This window comes from Synechococcus sp. MIT S1220, assembly GCF_047303025.1.
Lineage (GTDB): Bacteria > Cyanobacteriota > Cyanobacteriia > PCC-6307 > Cyanobiaceae > Parasynechococcus.
On the sequence record NZ_CP138939.1, the window covers coordinates 1,543,540 to 1,559,431 of the forward strand.

The window sequence follows — 15,892 nt, forward strand, 5'->3', positions numbered from 1 at the left end:
TTAGTCCTCGGCCCAGATGTAGCGGGTCAGCTCCTCTGGGTCTGGCTCGGGTGCTGAGAGAGCGAAGTCAACACAATCTCCGACTTCGGCATCGATTTCCTTTTCGATCGCCCGTAACTCATCTGCTGACACCAGTCCGGCCGTCGTGAGATCGCGCTCGAATGCCTTGAGGGGATCCCTCTCTGCCCAGAACTGCTTTTCCTGTTCAGCACGCAGTTCATCGGGATCGGCCAGGGAATGCCCTCTGAACCGGTAGGTGAGGCATTCCAGCAGGGTGGGTCCTTCGCCAGCTCGCGCTCTTTCAATCGCCCGTTCTGCTGCTGCACGAACGGCAAGAACATCCATCCCGTCAACTTCTTCACCTGCCATACCGAAGCTTCCGGCCTTCCGCCAGATTTCCGGGTCACTCGTCGCCCGGTCATGGGCCATTCCGATCGCCCACTTGTTGTTTTCCACAACGAAAATGATTGGAAGCTTCCAGAGCTGTGCCATGTTCAGGCACTCGAAAAACTGACCGTTATTGCAGGTTCCATCGCCGAAGAAAGCTGCCGTGACCGCATCACTTGAGTCGTCTCCCAATGCATCTCGCTTGTAACGACTGGTGAAGGCGGAGCCCAGAGCAACCGGTATTCCCTCAGCGATAAAGGCGAAGCCACCGAGAAGGTGATGCTCCTTCGAGAACAGGTGCATCGAGCCGCCTCTTCCTTTACTGCAGCCCGTTTCTTTTCCGAACAGTTCGCTCATGACCTGCCGGGCCGGTACACCGGCGCTCAATGCATGAACGTGGTCGCGGTATGTGCTGCAGAACCAGTCGTGCTGGCGTTTCATCGCCCCGATCACTCCGGTGCTGACAGCCTCCTGACCGTTGTAAAGGTGGACGAACCCAAACATCTTGCCTCGGTAATACATCTCGGCGCATTTGTCCTCAAAGCGCCGACCGAGGGTCATGTCCCGGTAAAGGGCCAGTCCTGTTTCGCGATCAACCGTGGCCCTCGCAGTTGTCACTAGGGATGACAGACGTTCGGCATGGGCACCGCCGCCGGCCGCTGTTGTGACAGGAGCGGACTCGACTGCGAGGTCTTGACCCATAACCGTCTCAAAACATGGGCTGACTGTAAGGGGCAGCGGATTGATATTGGGCAAAATCCCAGACACTGACTAAAGTCCGTCGACTTGAAGCCAGCTTCCGGTGGACCTGCCCATCGATCACTTCCGCCTGCTGGGTGTCAGTCCATCCGCTGAAGCAGACACGGTTCTCAGAAAACTCCAGAGCCGATGCGATAGCCCACCTGATCAGGGTTTCACCCATGAGGTGCTGCTGCAGCGCGCCGAGTTGCTGCGTCGGTCCGCTGACCTACTCACCGACCCGGTTCGGCGGGCCGATTACGAAGCGGCTCTTCTCGATCTCAGTTCGAACAATCCCAACGACACGGTTGGTCTCGAACTGGCTGCAAGCAGTGAAGCGGCAGGTCTGATCCTGCTTTGGGAGGCCAATTCAGCCCTTGAAGCTTTCCAGATGGCGCGGCAGGGTCTTCAGCCACCGCAAGCACCGGCTCTTGGAAGCGGTCGAGAGGCGGATCTGACCCTTCTGGCAGCTTTGGCCTGCCGTGATGCGGCAGTCGAGGAACAGGACCAGAGGCGCTACGAGTCTGCGGCGCAGCTCCTGCGGGATGGCATCGAACTGCAGCAACGAATGGGAAAACTGCCTGACCAGCAGCGCAATCTCGAGCGGGAATTGGAGCGCTTGCTCCCCTACAGGATCCTTGATCTGCTCAGCAGGGACCTCGGTGATCAGACGTCCCACCAGCAGGGTCTGCAACTGCTCAAGCAGTTGGTGGACAACCGGGGTGGTCTTGAGGGAAGTGGCGACCCCATGGCCAGTGCCGGTGGCCTGGTTCAGGAAGATTTCGAACCTTTTTTCAAGCAGATCAGACGTTTTCTCACGGTTCAGGAGCAGGTTGATCTGTTTTCGAGCTGGCACGACCAAGGATCGGTTGAAGCCGGTTGCCTGGCTGTTTTCGCCCTAGCCGCTGTTGGTTTTTCACGGCGCAAACCTGAACATCTGGAGCAGGCCCGCGACAAGCTCAACGGACTGACCAACCCCGATCTCGACCCAATGCCCTTGCTGGGCTGTCTGGATCTGCTGCTGGGCAATGTCGCCGCTGCCTCGGCACACTTCCTCGCTACCCGCGATTCTGAGTTGAAGACCTGGTTTGCGGAGCATCCCGGCGATCAACTTGCGGCGGAGTGTGAATACTGCCGCGCCTGGCTTGAAAGGGACGTTCTCCCGGGTTACCGGGATGTGGAAGCCAGTGATGTCGACCTCGATGCCTGGTTCGCCGATCGTGATGTTCAGGCTTATGTGGATCGTCTCGATCGCCAGTCAGGGCGGCGATCTCTGGTTTCAGAGCCGTCTCCCGGCGAGTGGTCGGAATCTTGGAGCCTCGATCCCGTGGAGCTATCCAGTTCCGGAGCAGAAAAGGCTCAGGAGCTGGAGATCTCTGATTCCGATGAAGAGGAGCGTCCCCACATCGACGTTCCCCGCAACGTTGTGGTTGGCGCAGCGGCTGGTGTGGTGGTGCTCGGTGCCCTTGCTTTTGCTTTGATGAACTGGCGTTCCAGGGCTCCTGTTCCTGCGACCGCAGTGAAAGAGGTTGAGATCGAGGCGATCGCAACACAGAGCCCTGTTGATGAATCACAACCTCAGGCCAAGCTGAAACCGGAGCCCGGTCGTGAGCTCGCGCTCAAGCCGTTGACGGCCGACCAGCCCAGTGATGTACAGCTTCAGGCGTTGATCCAGGCCTGGCTCGACCGCAAGGCTGCGGTGTTGGCAGGGGATCCGTTGCAAACCGCTGATTTGCCCTCAGTGGCTCGGCAGCGGCTGGTGAACCGGGTGCTGGATGAACGGACGCTGGATGCCTCGTTTGATCACAGCAAGGTGATCAATGCATCGGTGACGGCGGTGGAGACCGTGAGCACCAAGCCGCAGCGGATTGAGGTTCGAGCACAAGTTGCCTATTCAGACCAGACGAACGATGCATCGGGACAAACCGTGCGCAGCACGGCGCCTGAGAGCCTCACGATTCGCTACATCTTTGGTCGCGATGGTGCCCAATGGAAATTGCACGAATACATCCCTGAGAGCTGAAACGGGCTTCAAGGGGTAACCGGAGCGTTGCTTTTTACGATCCTTGCATTGATCCGTTTGGTGCGTCGCCGATGTTCGATGAGCTGTCAGCCCGCTTTGAAGATGCGGTCAAGGGGCTGAGAGGCCAGGACAAGATCAGCGAGACCAATGTGGAGGGAGCGCTAAAAGAGGTCCGTCGGGCCCTTCTCGAGGCGGACGTCAGCCTTTCTGTTGTCAAGGATTTCGTCGCCGATGTCCGAGACAAGGCTGTGGGCGCCGAGGTGGTGCGGGGCGTCAACCCCGATCAGAAATTCATCCAGGTGGTGCATGAGCAGCTCGTGGAGGTGATGGGGGGTGACAACGCCCCTTTGGCCAAGGCGGATGAAGCTCCCACTGTTGTGCTGATGGCTGGGTTGCAGGGTGCCGGTAAGACCACGGCCACGGCAAAGCTGGGGTTGCACCTCAAGGACCAGGGACGTCGGGCTCTGATGGTGGGAGCGGACGTTTACCGGCCAGCGGCGATCGAGCAGCTCAAGACCCTTGGAGCTCAGATCGATGTAGACGTGTTCAGTCTCGGTGCCGAGGCCAAGCCCGAGGACATTGCCGCCGCAGGACTTGCGAAGGCGAAACAGGAGGGGTTCGACACGCTTCTGGTGGACACCGCCGGACGCCTCCAGATCGATACGGAGATGATGGATGAGATGGTGCGGATCCGCACCGCTGTGCAGCCGGATGAGGTGCTGCTGGTGGTGGATTCGATGATCGGCCAGGAAGCAGCCGAGCTCACCCGGGCCTTTCACGATCAGGTGGGGATCACCGGGGCCGTGCTCACCAAGCTTGACGGCGATTCTCGTGGTGGTGCGGCCCTCTCGATCCGCAAGGTGAGTGGTCAGCCGATCAAGTTCATCGGTACGGGCGAAAAAGTGGAGGCGTTGCAGCCGTTCCACCCTGAGCGGATGGCAAGCCGCATCCTCGGGATGGGGGACGTGCTGACGCTGGTGGAGAAGGCCCAGAAGGAGGTCGAACTGGCCGATGTCGAAAAGATGCAGAAGAAGCTGCAGGAAGCGACGTTTGATTTCTCAGATTTCGTGCAGCAGATGCGTCTGATCAAGCGCATGGGATCGCTTGGGGGCCTGATGAAAATGATCCCCGGCATGAACAAGATTGATGACGGCATGCTCAAACAAGGCGAACAGCAGCTCAAGAAGATTGAGGCGATGATCGGGTCGATGACGGAACAGGAGCGGCAGAATCCCGATCTGCTCGCCAGTCAGCCCTCCCGGCGACGGCGCATTGCCTCCGGCAGTGGTCATCAACCTGCGGATGTGGACAAAGTGCTGGCCGACTTTCAGAAGATGCGCGGTTTTATGCAGCAGATGACCAAGGGTGGGATGCCCGGAATGCCTGGCATGGGAGGAATGCCTGGCATGGGAGGGATGCCTGGAATGGGAGGAATGCCTGGCATGGGAGGGATGCCCGGAATGGGTGCCCTAGGTCGGGGTGGCTCTCCCAAACGCCAGAGGCCAGCCAAAAAAAGGAAGGGTTTTGGTGAGCTGTGATGGCGGAACGTTATGGTGGGCCATTGGCGTGCCCTGGCGCTGCCTGAATCCTCAACCTCAACTACACCAAAGGCCACGATGATCAAGCTCCGCCTGAAGCGGTTCGGCAAGAAGCGGGAAGCGAGCTTCCGCCTCGTGGCCTGCAACAGCACCTCCCGCAGGGATGGTCGTCCGCTTCAGGAGCTCGGCTTCTACAACCCCCGCACAAAGGAAACCCGCCTCGACACCGAGGCGATTCGTGAGCGCCTCGGTCAGGGTGCCCAACCCACTGATGTCGTCCGCACCTTGCTTGAACGCGGCGGCTTGATCGAGAAAACAACCCGTTCGGCCGAGACGGTTGGAAAGGCCAAACAAGCCGCTGAACGCGAGACTGCTGCCAAGAAGGCGGCAAAAGAAGCCGCTGAAGCCAAGGCTGCCGCTGACGCGGCGCCCTCTGAAGGAGACGCTGCATCTCCTGAAGGCTGAACACACCCGTGACCGACGCCGGCGATCACGGCCGCTTCGTTCTTGATCTCCCCAATCCTGACGCGGCTCTGGCCCTGGCCGGAGAGGCCGAATCAAATCTGCATCGCTTGGAAGCACTGACGGGTTCCTCCCTGGTGATGAGGGGTCTTCAGCTTGTGATCACTGGTCGGTCGGCCCAGATTGAGCGTGCGGCGGCTGTCGTTGAACTGGTGCGGCCGATCTGGCAAGAGGGGCAATCCGTCTCTCCAGTGGATCTTCAGTCAGCACTTGGGGCTCTGAATACAGGACGTGGGGATGACCACGCCGCCATGGGTGAGCAGGTCCTGGCCCGCAGCCAGAAGGGAAATCTTTTGCGACCACGCACGCTGCGTCAGAAGAAATATGTGGACGCGATGGAACGTCATGACCTCACTTTTGCCCTTGGGCCTGCCGGCACCGGTAAGACCTTCCTGGCCACTGTTTTGGCCGTTCGAATGCTGACTGAGCGGAAGGTGGAGCGCCTGATCCTCACCCGACCTGCCGTGGAGGCTGGTGAGCGTCTCGGTTTCCTGCCCGGCGACCTGCAACAGAAGGTGGATCCCTATCTGCGCCCTCTCTATGACGCACTGCACTCCCTCCTGGGGCCTGAGAAAACCACGGTGTTGCTTGAAAAGGGGGTGATTGAAGTGGCGCCTCTGGCCTACATGCGAGGCCGGACACTTAGCGATGCTTTTGTGATCCTGGATGAGGCCCAGAACACCACACCGGCCCAGATGCGGATGGTTCTCACCCGTCTTGGAGAACGGTCGCGAATGGTGGTGACTGGTGACACCACACAGGTGGATCTGGCTCCCGGCCAGCTCAGCGGCCTTATCGAAGCCTCTGAAGTTCTCGATGGGGTGGATGGTGTCGCTGTTTGCCGGTTGACGTCTGCTGATGTGGTGCGTCATCCGTTGGTGCAAAGGGTTGTCGAGGCGTATGCGAAACGGGATGAACGCAGCAAGCCAAGACGGCGTTGATGGCTCCCTCAGGCGTCTGGTTTGCCTTGGAGTGGATTGTCAGGGGTTGCATGGAAGCCGAGTGACGTCACCATTTGGTGCAGCTCGATTTTGTTGACGAAGGTTTTATTTTAAAAGATCGATCGTGGACGATCAGGCTTACAGGCAACGTCTAAAGGGATTGAGAAGAATTACCGATCAATGCAAGTTCTACCATTGGCAGTAGTGAAGCAACATGTCGCTAAATCAACTGTTGTTGCTCTGTTTATCTTGCCATTGGATGGATTAAACACTGTTTCAGCATTGAAGTTGTCGCGGGTGCCTTAACTGTCGGTCACTCAATTTACCGACCGTTATCCCCAGCCCAACGAGCCAAGTCAGTCTCACACTTCAGCAACTGCAACTCAGTACAGCGGTTCATTCGTTATTCGGTTTATCCTCAAGACCTTCGGTTGGATCTGATCTGAGAGGAATCAGAGCAGTTCAGACTGCTTCAGAGTTCATCTCTTAAGACGGCTTCTTCTATGCTTTTTCTGGCTATTTCGATCTGGGGTTACTTGATTTCTTGTTGAATATTTTTGTGTGATTTCATTTTGTGATCTCTCAGCCACATCACAGGATTTAATCCAAAAAAAGACTGAAAATCTGTTTTCAAGCATGCCCATGGCATGCTTTGACAAAGTTAGGCATTAAGCAGATCATTTTGTTATCCCCCTTCGTGATCGATTCTGCAGCTTGCGTTGGATCCCGTTGAGAAGATAAGAGAAGACATGCAAAAACAGGAATTGATTTGAACCTGGCCATGCCCCTAACCGTTCTTCTTCCAATGTCTCTACCCCCTTTCACACCTCAGTATGAGCTCTCAAGAACGGTTGACAAGGCCTCCAATCACTGCGCTTCATCGACTTCCAAAGTTCAACTGCCTCGGGTTTTCGTAGATGACGTCTGCTTTTGAGGAGTGCTGGTTGACCATCTGTCATCTCCTTCCCATAGTCCAAGAAAAGCATCGGATCACGCCGTCAAGATTTTTCGTCTGGGTGAAAGCGGGCGATCAAGCCTTCTTTATGGATCAACCAAGCTTCCGCCACGACGAACTGAGATCCAGTGCAAATGTACTGCCATAGAGGTGGAGGTGTGAATTGGCTGATGTTCGGGTGTGGCAGGAGTTCCGAGGCGGTTATGGCGGTTGTGCTTCAAAAGAAGATGCACTCATTGCAATCAGCGGATCAATGGAAACTCTTTAAAGCAATCACTTCTGCTCTCTCTGCCGGACTATCAATTCTTGTCGCCATCGTCAGTTGCGTTTTCGTCATGCCGTTTTGATGCTGCTGCAAAAAGTGCCTATCAATGTGATCTGTGATTGAGAAAATCAAGATCTATCTGTATGCAAATTTGTGTATGCATCAAAAAGGTTGGTTGACTTTACTGTTGTATGAAAATTTAAGAGGTTCAAGATATTTGATTGATCGTTAAGTATGGAAAAATGAGTCGATAGATTTCTTTTTCAAGCTCGAATAAAAACCAGCCATCGTGCATTCATCTTCGAGCTTTTTATTTTTTTAATTAGACAATCGATTGGGCTGCTATTGTCGAACAAATATTGTTTTCAAGACAGTGGCAATTTCCCCGCAAATGCAGGCCAGGCTTGATCGGATTGATGCGTTGATTAATAGTGGCTATACACTTGAACGGAAGTGGGGCTACTACCCAGATTTGAAGAAATCCTCTGGGGAGTCGGTAAACATCTTTGGTGGTCTTTTCTCTTGGTCAGGTCCAGCGGGATTTTCCTGGATCGCGTTCTTCTTTCCCTGGGCGGTCTGTGCTCAAATCAAAGAGTGGTCATTTTTTTATTTTGTTGCAGTATTCAGCTTTTTTTCGACAGCGTTAAGCATTGGGTTGGGAACTAATTCGAACTTTGCATCATTTTTGACCTGCATCTTTTACGCCAGTATGTATCCATATCTTCGCTATCTGGCGGCAAAAAGAAACGTGAAAGAGTACTCCAAAGCTGCTTCTATAGTGATTGGCATGTTGTTGTGGATACTCGCTATTGTTCCGTCATTGATCCTTGCCTTCCTTTCTGCCGCTTGATTTTAAGATTATGATCTATGTCTTATTTTGTGACGGTTTTGGGGTGGCGTAGTGCAGGTATTAAAGGGGTTAACTCTTGAGAATCAATGCAAGGACTTCTCTCTATTCTTGTCGCTTTAGAGGGGGGTGAATTGTTCTTAGAGAAAACCAGTAAAGATCAATAGAAAGAGTTATTTGTTTAAAGCAACACCGGAGATCTTGGAGGGTTATTGCAACTTCCTGGAGCGAAACTTTTTATAGGGGTATGCTTTTGCTTGAATAATTAATCGCCTTTGGTGAGTGCTGGTATGTATTGCAAACACATTGCTGATCAACGAAGCAAATGATTCCACTGAAGGGCGGACATCGTGCTGGGACAGACTCTATGGGCACTATCAATCATGTGATGCATTGATCTGGGTTGAGGGGACGGAGATCTTTGCTGATCACAAGCTCGCAGCAAATTTGATGTCTGCCTGCAGTTCACACAGCAGGCTTCAACAAGGCAGGTCAGCTGATTACAGAGCGACTTTGAAATGTCAAAATATCCGACTTATGTCTTTACGTTTGTGATCCTATTCATCAAGGGTCAGCACATAGAATCACAGCTGGTAGGTTGTATAGAGACTCTGTCAAACCGAGCCTCGTCAAGCCCTCCAACATTATTTCAGCAAATCACCAGCCCGATAGAGCTTGTTGATTTTCATGATCATTGTCATAGCAACGGCTCCTGGCCGTTGGATCAACCTCGTAGGGATTGAATAGGGAGATCCGCACACCGATGCCTTGCCATCGCTGGCAAAGTGAATGGAGCATTTTGCCGGTCATGCCAGCCAGCAGTAATTTCCAGGAGGCCATTCGCGAGGCGCAGTCCAGCGCTTTGGTGGGCCCCAACGTTGTCAATAAAGCCCTGCCAGTCGTCGGCGGTGGCATGGTGCTCACATCGGTGGGTGTGATCGGTGGCCTGTCGATGATGGCCACACCTCTGTTCATGCCCCTTTTCTGGGCGGCTGTGATCGGCAATTTGGTTCTCTTCTTCGTTGCCCAGAACGTGGCGATGAAGGGAAACAACTCAATAGCCCTTCCACTTCTCGCCGTTTACAGCCTGATTACCGGCTTTACGTTGAGCGGTCTTGTCGCACTCGCGGGGGCCGTCGCTGGAATCGGTGCCGTTGGAACCGCTGCCCTTGCAACAGGAATCACCTTTGTGATCGCCTCCATCGTTGGACGCCGTATGAGCGACAGCGTTGGGCAGGCTCTTTCAGGGGTCGTGGGTCTTGGACTGATTGGTCTGATCCTCGCAATGGTTGTTCAGTTCATCGGAGGCCTCTTTGCTCCCGCCATGTTCCATGGCACCTCATTTGAATTGATCATCGCCGGCTTCGGAACCGTTCTATTTGTCGGGGCGGCCTTCGTTGATTTCTACACGATGCCCCGTGCTTATCGGGATGATCAGTACTTGGCAGGCGCATTGAGCATGTACCTCACTTACATCAATCTCTTCATCTTCATCCTGCGCCTGATCATTGTTCTCAATGGTGGTGGCCGGCGCGACTGATCTTTTTTATCTTTTTGCATTAAAAATCCCGCCCCGGCTTAGCCGGGGCTCTTTTGTTTTCAGGCGTCTGCCACTGCGAGCACACTGAGGCTGATCGCATGTTTTTGATCGGTGTCGTAGCCCCATCGCTTCAGGAAGGCCACGTCGTCGCCTCGGTTGTCGCACGCCTCCAGCAGTTGTTCCAGCCGTTGCTTCACCAGCTCAGGATCCAGAAGTCTCAATAGCTCCGTGCAGCGAGCGGTGACGCGTTCAGAACCAGCTTGCTGGTTTGAATCGCCAGTGCGCCGGTGTTGCACTGCCATCGCACTGCTCATCGCGAGATTGCGGGCCGTGAGATCCACAACAGAAGCGCCAGCCTCGCGTAATTGACCCACCACCGCATCCGGTAAACGGTCCATCAGCGCGCTGTCTCCGGCGAGGCTAACGACAAAAAATCCTCGGGCCCCATCGCGGCTGGCCACCATTTCCCCAATGCGGTCGGCCAGCACCTCATCGCTGATCTCCTCGCTCTCCCATTGTTGAATCCAACTGGCTGTGATCTCAATGGCCTGTTGGAAGGTGGGCTGCTGATCAGCCATGGCCCCGCCGAAATTGCTGAGCTCAGGCTATGGGCAGAGCGCTTTGACGTGATGCTGCAATCAAGCAAAAACGCAAACGACGACGTGCCTGTCGTCGCATCGTTCAGATGCTCAGTCGTTCCATCAGGGCGCAGACTGAAGGGATGGTTTCTACTCCCTTGCCGGAGGACTACCGCTCCGGCTTCATCGCCTTGATCGGTCGGCCCAATGTCGGAAAATCAACCCTGGTGAACCAGCTGGTGGGAGAGAAGGTGGCGATTACGTCACCTGTTGCACAGACCACCCGCAATCGACTCAGGGCGATCCTGACCACCGACCTGGCCCAGATGGTTCTGGTGGACACCCCTGGTATTCACAAGCCCCATCATCTGCTTGGACAACGGCTGGTCAGGAGTGCTCGAAGTGCCATCGGTGAAGTGGATCTGGTGCTCCTGTTGCTTGAGGGTTGTGAGCGACCTGGTCGTGGCGATGCATTCATTGTCAATCTTTTGAAACAGCAACCGTTGCCGGTTCTTGTTGCTCTCAACAAATGGGACAAGGTGCCCCTTGAACAACAGGATGCGGCGGAGGCGGCTTACGGAGAACTCCTCGCTGAGACAAGCTGGTCCATGCATCGTTGCAGTGCACTGTCCGGAGAGGGGTGCGGGGATCTCACAGCCGTGATGGCGGCGAAGTTGCCGCCTGGTCCACAGCTCTATCCACCGGAGATGGTGAGCGATCAGCCGGAACGGGTTCTACTGGGGGAGTTGATTCGCGAGCAGGTTCTGCTGCAAACCCGTGAAGAGGTCCCTCATAGCGTGGCGGTGAGCATTGACCGCGTGGAGGAGATGCCGGCCAAAGGAAAAGGTGCTGGCCGAACCGCTGTGCTGGCCACAGTGTTGGTTGAGCGGAAGAGTCAGAAGGGGATTCTGATCGGTAAAGGTGGTCAGATGCTCAAGACTATTGGTCAGGGAGCGCGTTTGCAGATGCAGGTTCTGATTGATGGTCCTGTGTACCTTGAGCTATTTGTGAAGGTGGTGCCAGATTGGCGCAGCAAACCACAGCGATTGAATGAATTGGGCTATAGCGAACGTGAGATTTAGCTTGAAACAATCTTTTCTGACTGAATGTTGCGATCAAAAATATGGCTTGGCTCAGGCAGTCATCGCTCTGTAAAGCTCTCTGTACTAGCAATAGTTTGCACGATTCTTTTATGGATCATTGATGGGCAATGAACTGACTCAGACATTGTGATTTTTCCTGAATCCTTGAAGCTAGAGTTTTTGTTGAACGTTGCAAAACTCAAGCGACCAATCATGGATTCTCACTCAACTTCAGAATGTAGGAGACTGGGATGTCGATACATCTCTACATAGGGTGCCTTTCGAGAGATCTAATCCTATCGATGAAGTATCTTGTATCTCCCTTGCAATGAAGACAATCAAAGTTTTGACATCTGATTCAAATGGCAATATTCGTTATAAAAAAGATAAAATTAACGACCGATATAGTATCGCGTTGATTGACTCTCGAAAAATTGAAATTTGAAAATCTCATCTCAGCCTCTTGGCTTTCCTCTTTTCTTTAAGAGGCCATTGTTATGGATTGACTAGTGGCAAAGAGCTTTAATTTTTCACTCTCGTTGCATTGCAATAGCTCTGAACATAGATATTTTTAGTTTTTGAAGTATGGGCGGCAACTAGTATTCATCTTGGATGCCAATTTCGCGTTCTCTAATATATTCTTCAGCTTCCCATAAACCAGAAACTTCACGGCAGTGATGGTCACGATCGCATACCCAATAATGGCCATTGTCCATGGCATCAATAGTGTGACCGAGTGGCGTATGCGCGATGCGTGATGCCATGAGCCTTCACCATTACAGATTGATAGGCAACTCTCGGAGATCAAGAGGGGCGTGAGCTGAATCAACGAATACCTTCGTACAAAGCTAAATACACAAACTTTCAATGATTTTAGTAACAGGATGAAAGTGGTTGAATTGATTTTTGCCAGACATGCCTCAATTATTACTTGCCAGAAAGTTACTGCCCGGTGGTAATGATGGCTGCTCCAAATATATAATTCAGTGAATGATCTCGAAGATGGATGAATTTTTTCTTGGGGATTGTCATCCTCCCCCAATACTTGATCAGATGCATGGTGCCCTCTGCCTCAATGAATAGATGCAAGTAAAATCAAGACAAATAGCTTAAAGCTGCAAAGGTAAGCAATCCTTTACAGCTTTGTAAACTGGTATAGAAGTATACAGCAGGATTTTTATATTTTTGATAAAAATAATTAAGTTCAGGAGTTTAAATGATGGTATCGAAGCGTTATCGTGAAATGATGGATTTGGCTAACCAAGCCCATGATCGCCAAACTTATTTCTACTACCTGAAAAAAGCTGAACAGCTTCTGCGTAGTGAATCTCCAGAGCAATACGGAATTTCGGCAGCATGTTCTTTCATTAATGATCAATTCAAAACGGAAGCCGCTTAGATTTTATTGGCACTTAGGCTCGTTAAAGCCTGCGCCTTTGTGAATGATTTAGCGTGTGATTTATTGATTTAATTAATGTAATAGTCGATTAAACACTATCAATTTCAATTCTTTCGAAATTAAGAAGCAGATTCCATTTAAAATCCAGATCACTGCCATACATAATTAGATTCCTCCAATCTCCAGTGGAGGGTGGTTTTATGAATAATGGGTTGTTCTTGTTCAAAATCTTAGGCTATGTGATTGAGGATCAGGGCGTAGCATTCCTGGCTTTGAGGCGACTCGAGGTTCTCAGATAGGTGTACGTGATCACAATTTTGAAGCTGATTAGATTTTCCACATTTTATCAATTGTAATGACGAATGCTGATTTCATGCCAAACTAAAGACGTTGCTTTTCTGAGAATGAGCCGCTGTTTTCTTCTTGTCACTGTTTTGTCTGTGCTGATGCCAATCGAAGTCCAAGCAAGTCGTAATGATTTTGGCATGGGCGTAGCGGCAACTGCATGTGCGATGCTGGATTCGGGGATGAGGCAACGAAAGGTAGAAAAGGTACTGGATCTTTTGGAGCGCCAGATCATTGCAAGTGGAATTTCAACGCGTCAGCAGAATGAAATGGCGAGAGGATTTAATTTTCAAGCTTCTCGCAACAACTGCCGGTTGAGATACCGTAATTAAATAGCACGTTGAAATTCCTTGATCTGTTGCTGCGAAAAATATATTTTTTTGCAATTGATATATATATGCGATAATAAATAGATCATCTAATTAGGTTGATGTATGGTTAGGTTGCTAAACGATGGTGCTTTAAGCAAAGCAACTGATTTTCAGTCGGTACATTTCGTTAGCCTCTTTTGATGAGAGTCAGGCTAGATCATCTTCAGCATTTTCTTTGATTGTGCAGTCTGCGGTTGGGTAGCTCACGCAAAGTAATGCAAAGCCCTGGGCCATTTGGTCGTCATCGAGAAAGCTCTGGTCTGTCTGATCCACTGAGCCACTGGTCAGTTTGCCAGCACAGGTAGAGCATGCGCCTGCGCGGCAAGAATAGGGAAGATCAACGCCGGCTTCCTCCGCTGCATCAAGAATGTAAACATCGTCAGCGCAATCGAATGTTGCTCCGCTTTCGAGGCTGATCTTGTAGCTGGCCATGGGTCGGAATGATTTGTCCCATGTCTTAGCCACAAATGATCCTCAGCGCATCCTCAATGCGCTTCAACAGCAATTCCACACCACCATCCCTGACTCTGAGAACAAGATCGGCTTGTTCACGCAGGGGATGGATGAACGTGCGTTCGCCTGGGAGCATTTCCCAGAACATTTGATGAAGCACATAGAACGGAGTTCGATCACGTTCCCTGACATCACGCTGGTAACGCCGGATCAAGCGAAGCAGTATCGATTCTTCTAGATAAACGAATGCTGCGAAATTGAAATGCCCCAACAGGTGCTGCGGACCATAAGAGCCTTCCAGCAGGATCAAGTCATAATCTTGTGGGATCAACCTTTGGCTGACCTGGCGCCGACGCATGTCGTAATGACGCAACTGTGTGATCCGCTTGTTGGCGGCTCCTTGTAGGTCGAGTCGAAGTTGACTGTCGTCAATTGCATCAATCGTGTCGAAGCCGAAAACAGGATGAGGAACCCAGTCACTTTTGTAGTAGTCATCACAGGTGATCAGGAGTGAACGAAATCCCCGTTCTTGCAGCTGATCCGAAATGGCTGCTGCAAAGGTTGATTTGCCGGCTGCGGACGCACCACAGATGCAAAACACAGGGACGTCAAGGGCCATGGGCGGGTCACGCTTCGACGCTGATGGGACAGTGAAGCGACCTCACTCTCAAAAAAGTAGCGGTTGCTACAGAAAAGGTCTATGCTTCCAGGACGTTGAGCTCCAGCATGTGAGCTGCAGTCAGACCCATGCCAGGCAACGGGGGTATGGGCACTGAACCAGGAGAGTCATGAACACGCTCCAATTGATCAAAGCCCGCGCCACCAAAAGTCGGGCAGTTGAGCTGGCAAGAAAGAAGATGGCAATGGCCTTCTCCGATGTTGCTCATGTTGATGCCACCCATACAGAGACAACTGTTTCCAAGCCCAGCCAGTTGACCTACAGGGGTGTCCCCTACACACCACGGGACGGCAATCAGGTCTCACGCTCTGCTAGGGATCTTCGTTACCGCGGTATTCGTTACGGCGTTTATTGATTGCTGAGATCGCAATTTGATGAAACAACTCAACCACTGACCAGAATTATTCTGATCAGTGGTTTTTGTCAAAATCGAGGGAATGTGATCTCTTCGCCTCAGCCTATTTTCTCCTCAGGATTGGAGGCCTACGACCTCTGGAACTGGTCTCAACGCCTGGTTCAGCTGAGATTGCCTTTCATTTGTTGAATGCTACTAACGCCTAAAGGGGTCTTTTTATCATTAGACATTAATAATTAAGTTTTGAGTTAGCTTTTTTGATGGATAAAATTTTAAATACTGGCTGACCTTGGTATCGGTAAGGTCTACAATTTATAAAAATTGGGGACGGATTTGGTTTAAGAATTGGTAATCTTTGTTGTGGCCAGACTGTATTTCCTGTTTAAAGCCGTTGGCTTTGAGGTAGGGGCTTTTAGTGATTTGGCTCATAAAGGGTTGATGGATGCAAGAGTTTCAACCATCATCATTGTTGGAATTTCAACCAATGCTTTGCTGAGCAAATGATGGTTGAGATCCTTGATACTTTAGGGTTTGCGCTAAATTTGTAAGCAATAAATATCGTATCTATTCTATATTGTTTGAAAATCTTGCCGATTTGGATTCACTTAATCGTTTTCATCGCTTTTCGGCACGAAGGCTTGAGATGCGGCGATCAGGATCCCGGTAATCAACAGTGCAGGAAGGACAACCGCAGCGCCTCCGGGGGCTGTCTGAGAAGCGAACAACAGCATGAATGAGATGGTGAAAGCTACAGGTTGCCAGATTATGCGTCTCTTAGACGAGGCTGCAAAAAACTGGCATGAAACTCGTCAGCAGCCCGTCAGGCTTTCAGGAGAGGGGCCTGTCGGGTGCGTTTTCTTCGCAGGCTGGTCCA

18 protein-coding genes are annotated in these 15,892 nt (G+C 52.0%); 11 read left to right on the forward strand and 7 right to left on the reverse strand.

Annotated features, from left to right (window positions below):
* On the reverse strand, nt 1–1,089 hold the full coding sequence (gene pdhA, locus SIB64_RS07665) for a pyruvate dehydrogenase (acetyl-transferring) E1 component subunit alpha (RefSeq protein ID WP_413442645.1): 1,089 nt from the start codon (nt 1,087–1,089) through the stop codon (nt 1–3).
* Nucleotides 1,090–1,189: 100 nt separating this feature from the next.
* On the opposite strand from pdhA, the gene SIB64_RS07670 reads away from it, so the two are divergent.
* From SIB64_RS07670 to SIB64_RS07685, 4 genes are all read left to right on the forward strand, one after another.
* Entirely contained in the window at nt 1,190–3,148 is a 1,959-nt protein-coding gene (locus tag SIB64_RS07670) for an IMS domain-containing protein (RefSeq protein WP_413442646.1), read from the forward strand.
* 71 nt (nt 3,149–3,219) lie between these two features.
* Nucleotides 3,220–4,686: a signal recognition particle protein gene (gene ffh / locus SIB64_RS07675; RefSeq protein ID WP_413442647.1), complete on the forward strand. Its 1,467-nt coding sequence runs from the start codon at nt 3,220–3,222 to the stop codon at nt 4,684–4,686.
* Nucleotides 4,687–4,764: 78 nt separating this feature from the next.
* The gene (gene rpsP, locus SIB64_RS07680; protein WP_413442937.1) at nt 4,765–5,151 is read left to right on the forward strand and encodes a 30S ribosomal protein S16; all 387 of its coding nucleotides are present in this window, start codon (nt 4,765–4,767) and stop codon (nt 5,149–5,151) included.
* A gap of 8 nt (nt 5,152–5,159) precedes the next feature.
* Nucleotides 5,160–6,149, forward strand: a complete 990-nt coding sequence (locus SIB64_RS07685) for a PhoH family protein (RefSeq protein WP_413442648.1) — start codon at nt 5,160–5,162, stop codon at nt 6,147–6,149.
* An 821-nt stretch (nt 6,150–6,970) separates the two neighbouring features.
* On the opposite strand, the gene SIB64_RS07690 is transcribed toward SIB64_RS07685, so the two are convergent.
* Nucleotides 6,971–7,135, reverse strand: a complete 165-nt coding sequence (locus SIB64_RS07690; protein ID WP_413442649.1) for a DUF1651 domain-containing protein — start codon at nt 7,133–7,135, stop codon at nt 6,971–6,973.
* 607 nt (nt 7,136–7,742) lie between these two features.
* On the opposite strand from SIB64_RS07690, the gene SIB64_RS07695 reads away from it, so the two are divergent.
* The gene (locus SIB64_RS07695) at nt 7,743–8,219 is read left to right on the forward strand and encodes a hypothetical protein (RefSeq protein WP_413442650.1); all 477 of its coding nucleotides are present in this window, start codon (nt 7,743–7,745) and stop codon (nt 8,217–8,219) included.
* 805 nt (nt 8,220–9,024) lie between these two features.
* A complete protein-coding gene (locus SIB64_RS07700; RefSeq protein WP_413442651.1) occupies nt 9,025–9,756 on the forward strand; it encodes a Bax inhibitor-1 family protein in 732 nt (243 codons plus the stop codon).
* Nucleotides 9,757–9,815: 59 nt separating this feature from the next.
* Here SIB64_RS07700 and SIB64_RS07705 read toward each other — a convergent pair whose 3' ends face one another.
* Nucleotides 9,816–10,334: a hypothetical protein gene (locus SIB64_RS07705; protein ID WP_413442652.1), complete on the reverse strand. Its 519-nt coding sequence runs from the start codon at nt 10,332–10,334 to the stop codon at nt 9,816–9,818.
* A gap of 143 nt (nt 10,335–10,477) precedes the next feature.
* Here SIB64_RS07705 and era point away from each other — a divergent pair, with 143 nt between their 5' ends.
* The gene (gene era, locus SIB64_RS07710) at nt 10,478–11,416 is read left to right on the forward strand and encodes a GTPase Era (RefSeq protein ID WP_413442653.1); all 939 of its coding nucleotides are present in this window, start codon (nt 10,478–10,480) and stop codon (nt 11,414–11,416) included.
* 596 nt (nt 11,417–12,012) lie between these two features.
* Here era and SIB64_RS07715 read toward each other — a convergent pair.
* Complete coding sequence (locus tag SIB64_RS07715; RefSeq protein ID WP_413442654.1) at nt 12,013–12,180, reverse strand: hypothetical protein; 168 nt, start codon at nt 12,178–12,180, stop codon at nt 12,013–12,015.
* A gap of 452 nt (nt 12,181–12,632) precedes the next feature.
* On the opposite strand from SIB64_RS07715, the gene SIB64_RS07720 reads away from it, so the two are divergent.
* A complete protein-coding gene (locus SIB64_RS07720) occupies nt 12,633–12,815 on the forward strand; it encodes a hypothetical protein (RefSeq protein ID WP_413442655.1) in 183 nt (60 codons plus the stop codon).
* A 362-nt stretch (nt 12,816–13,177) separates the two neighbouring features.
* A complete protein-coding gene (locus tag SIB64_RS07725) occupies nt 13,178–13,492 on the forward strand; it encodes a hypothetical protein (RefSeq protein WP_413442656.1) in 315 nt (104 codons plus the stop codon).
* Between the two features lie 186 nt (nt 13,493–13,678).
* Here SIB64_RS07725 and SIB64_RS07730 read toward each other — a convergent pair whose 3' ends face one another.
* Together SIB64_RS07730 and SIB64_RS07735 are read right to left on the reverse strand one after the other, a co-directional pair.
* Nucleotides 13,679–13,963: a 2Fe-2S iron-sulfur cluster-binding protein gene (locus tag SIB64_RS07730; protein WP_413442657.1), complete on the reverse strand. Its 285-nt coding sequence runs from the start codon at nt 13,961–13,963 to the stop codon at nt 13,679–13,681.
* A 25-nt stretch (nt 13,964–13,988) separates the two neighbouring features.
* Nucleotides 13,989–14,603 carry a nucleoside kinase gene (locus tag SIB64_RS07735; protein ID WP_413442658.1) on the reverse strand — a complete coding sequence of 205 codons (615 nt, stop codon included), beginning with the start codon at nt 14,601–14,603 and terminating at the stop codon, nt 13,989–13,991.
* A gap of 169 nt (nt 14,604–14,772) precedes the next feature.
* On the opposite strand from SIB64_RS07735, the gene SIB64_RS07740 reads away from it, so the two are divergent.
* Together SIB64_RS07740 and SIB64_RS07745 are read left to right on the forward strand one after the other, a co-directional pair.
* On the forward strand, nt 14,773–15,018 hold the full coding sequence (locus SIB64_RS07740) for a hypothetical protein (protein ID WP_413442659.1): 246 nt from the start codon (nt 14,773–14,775) through the stop codon (nt 15,016–15,018).
* A 360-nt stretch (nt 15,019–15,378) separates the two neighbouring features.
* Nucleotides 15,379–15,522, forward strand: coding sequence for a hypothetical protein (locus SIB64_RS07745; protein WP_413442660.1), 144 nt, complete (start codon nt 15,379–15,381; stop codon nt 15,520–15,522).
* A gap of 101 nt (nt 15,523–15,623) precedes the next feature.
* Here SIB64_RS07745 and SIB64_RS07750 read toward each other — a convergent pair whose 3' ends face one another.
* The gene (locus SIB64_RS07750; protein WP_413442661.1) at nt 15,624–15,749 is read right to left on the reverse strand and encodes a hypothetical protein; all 126 of its coding nucleotides are present in this window, start codon (nt 15,747–15,749) and stop codon (nt 15,624–15,626) included.
* Between the last annotated feature and the right edge of the window lie 143 nt (nt 15,750–15,892).

Excerpts from the sequence above, each read along its gene's own strand:
- pdhA (WP_413442645.1), bottom strand. The coding sequence starts at position 1,089 with ATGGGTCAAGACCTCGCAGTCGAGTCCGCTCCTGTCACAACAGCGGCC.
- ffh (WP_413442647.1), top strand. The coding sequence starts at position 3,220 with ATGTTCGATGAGCTGTCAGCCCGCTTTGAAGATGCGGTCAAGGGGCTG.
- rpsP (WP_413442937.1), top strand. The coding sequence starts at position 4,765 with ATGATCAAGCTCCGCCTGAAGCGGTTCGGCAAGAAGCGGGAAGCGAGC.
- SIB64_RS07690 (WP_413442649.1), bottom strand. The coding sequence starts at position 7,135 with ATGCTTTTCTTGGACTATGGGAAGGAGATGACAGATGGTCAACCAGCA.
- SIB64_RS07700 (WP_413442651.1), top strand. The coding sequence starts at position 9,025 with ATGCCAGCCAGCAGTAATTTCCAGGAGGCCATTCGCGAGGCGCAGTCC.
- SIB64_RS07705 (WP_413442652.1), bottom strand. The coding sequence starts at position 10,334 with ATGGCTGATCAGCAGCCCACCTTCCAACAGGCCATTGAGATCACAGCC.
- era (WP_413442653.1), top strand. The coding sequence starts at position 10,478 with ATGGTTTCTACTCCCTTGCCGGAGGACTACCGCTCCGGCTTCATCGCC.
- SIB64_RS07715 (WP_413442654.1), bottom strand. The coding sequence starts at position 12,180 with ATGGCATCACGCATCGCGCATACGCCACTCGGTCACACTATTGATGCC.
- SIB64_RS07720 (WP_413442655.1), top strand. The coding sequence starts at position 12,633 with ATGATGGTATCGAAGCGTTATCGTGAAATGATGGATTTGGCTAACCAA.
- SIB64_RS07725 (WP_413442656.1), top strand. The coding sequence starts at position 13,178 with ATGCTGATTTCATGCCAAACTAAAGACGTTGCTTTTCTGAGAATGAGC.
- SIB64_RS07730 (WP_413442657.1), bottom strand. The coding sequence starts at position 13,963 with ATGGCCAGCTACAAGATCAGCCTCGAAAGCGGAGCAACATTCGATTGC.
- SIB64_RS07735 (WP_413442658.1), bottom strand. The coding sequence starts at position 14,603 with ATGGCCCTTGACGTCCCTGTGTTTTGCATCTGTGGTGCGTCCGCAGCC.
- SIB64_RS07740 (WP_413442659.1), top strand. The coding sequence starts at position 14,773 with ATGAACACGCTCCAATTGATCAAAGCCCGCGCCACCAAAAGTCGGGCA.
- SIB64_RS07750 (WP_413442661.1), bottom strand. The coding sequence starts at position 15,749 with ATGCTGTTGTTCGCTTCTCAGACAGCCCCCGGAGGCGCTGCGGTTGTC.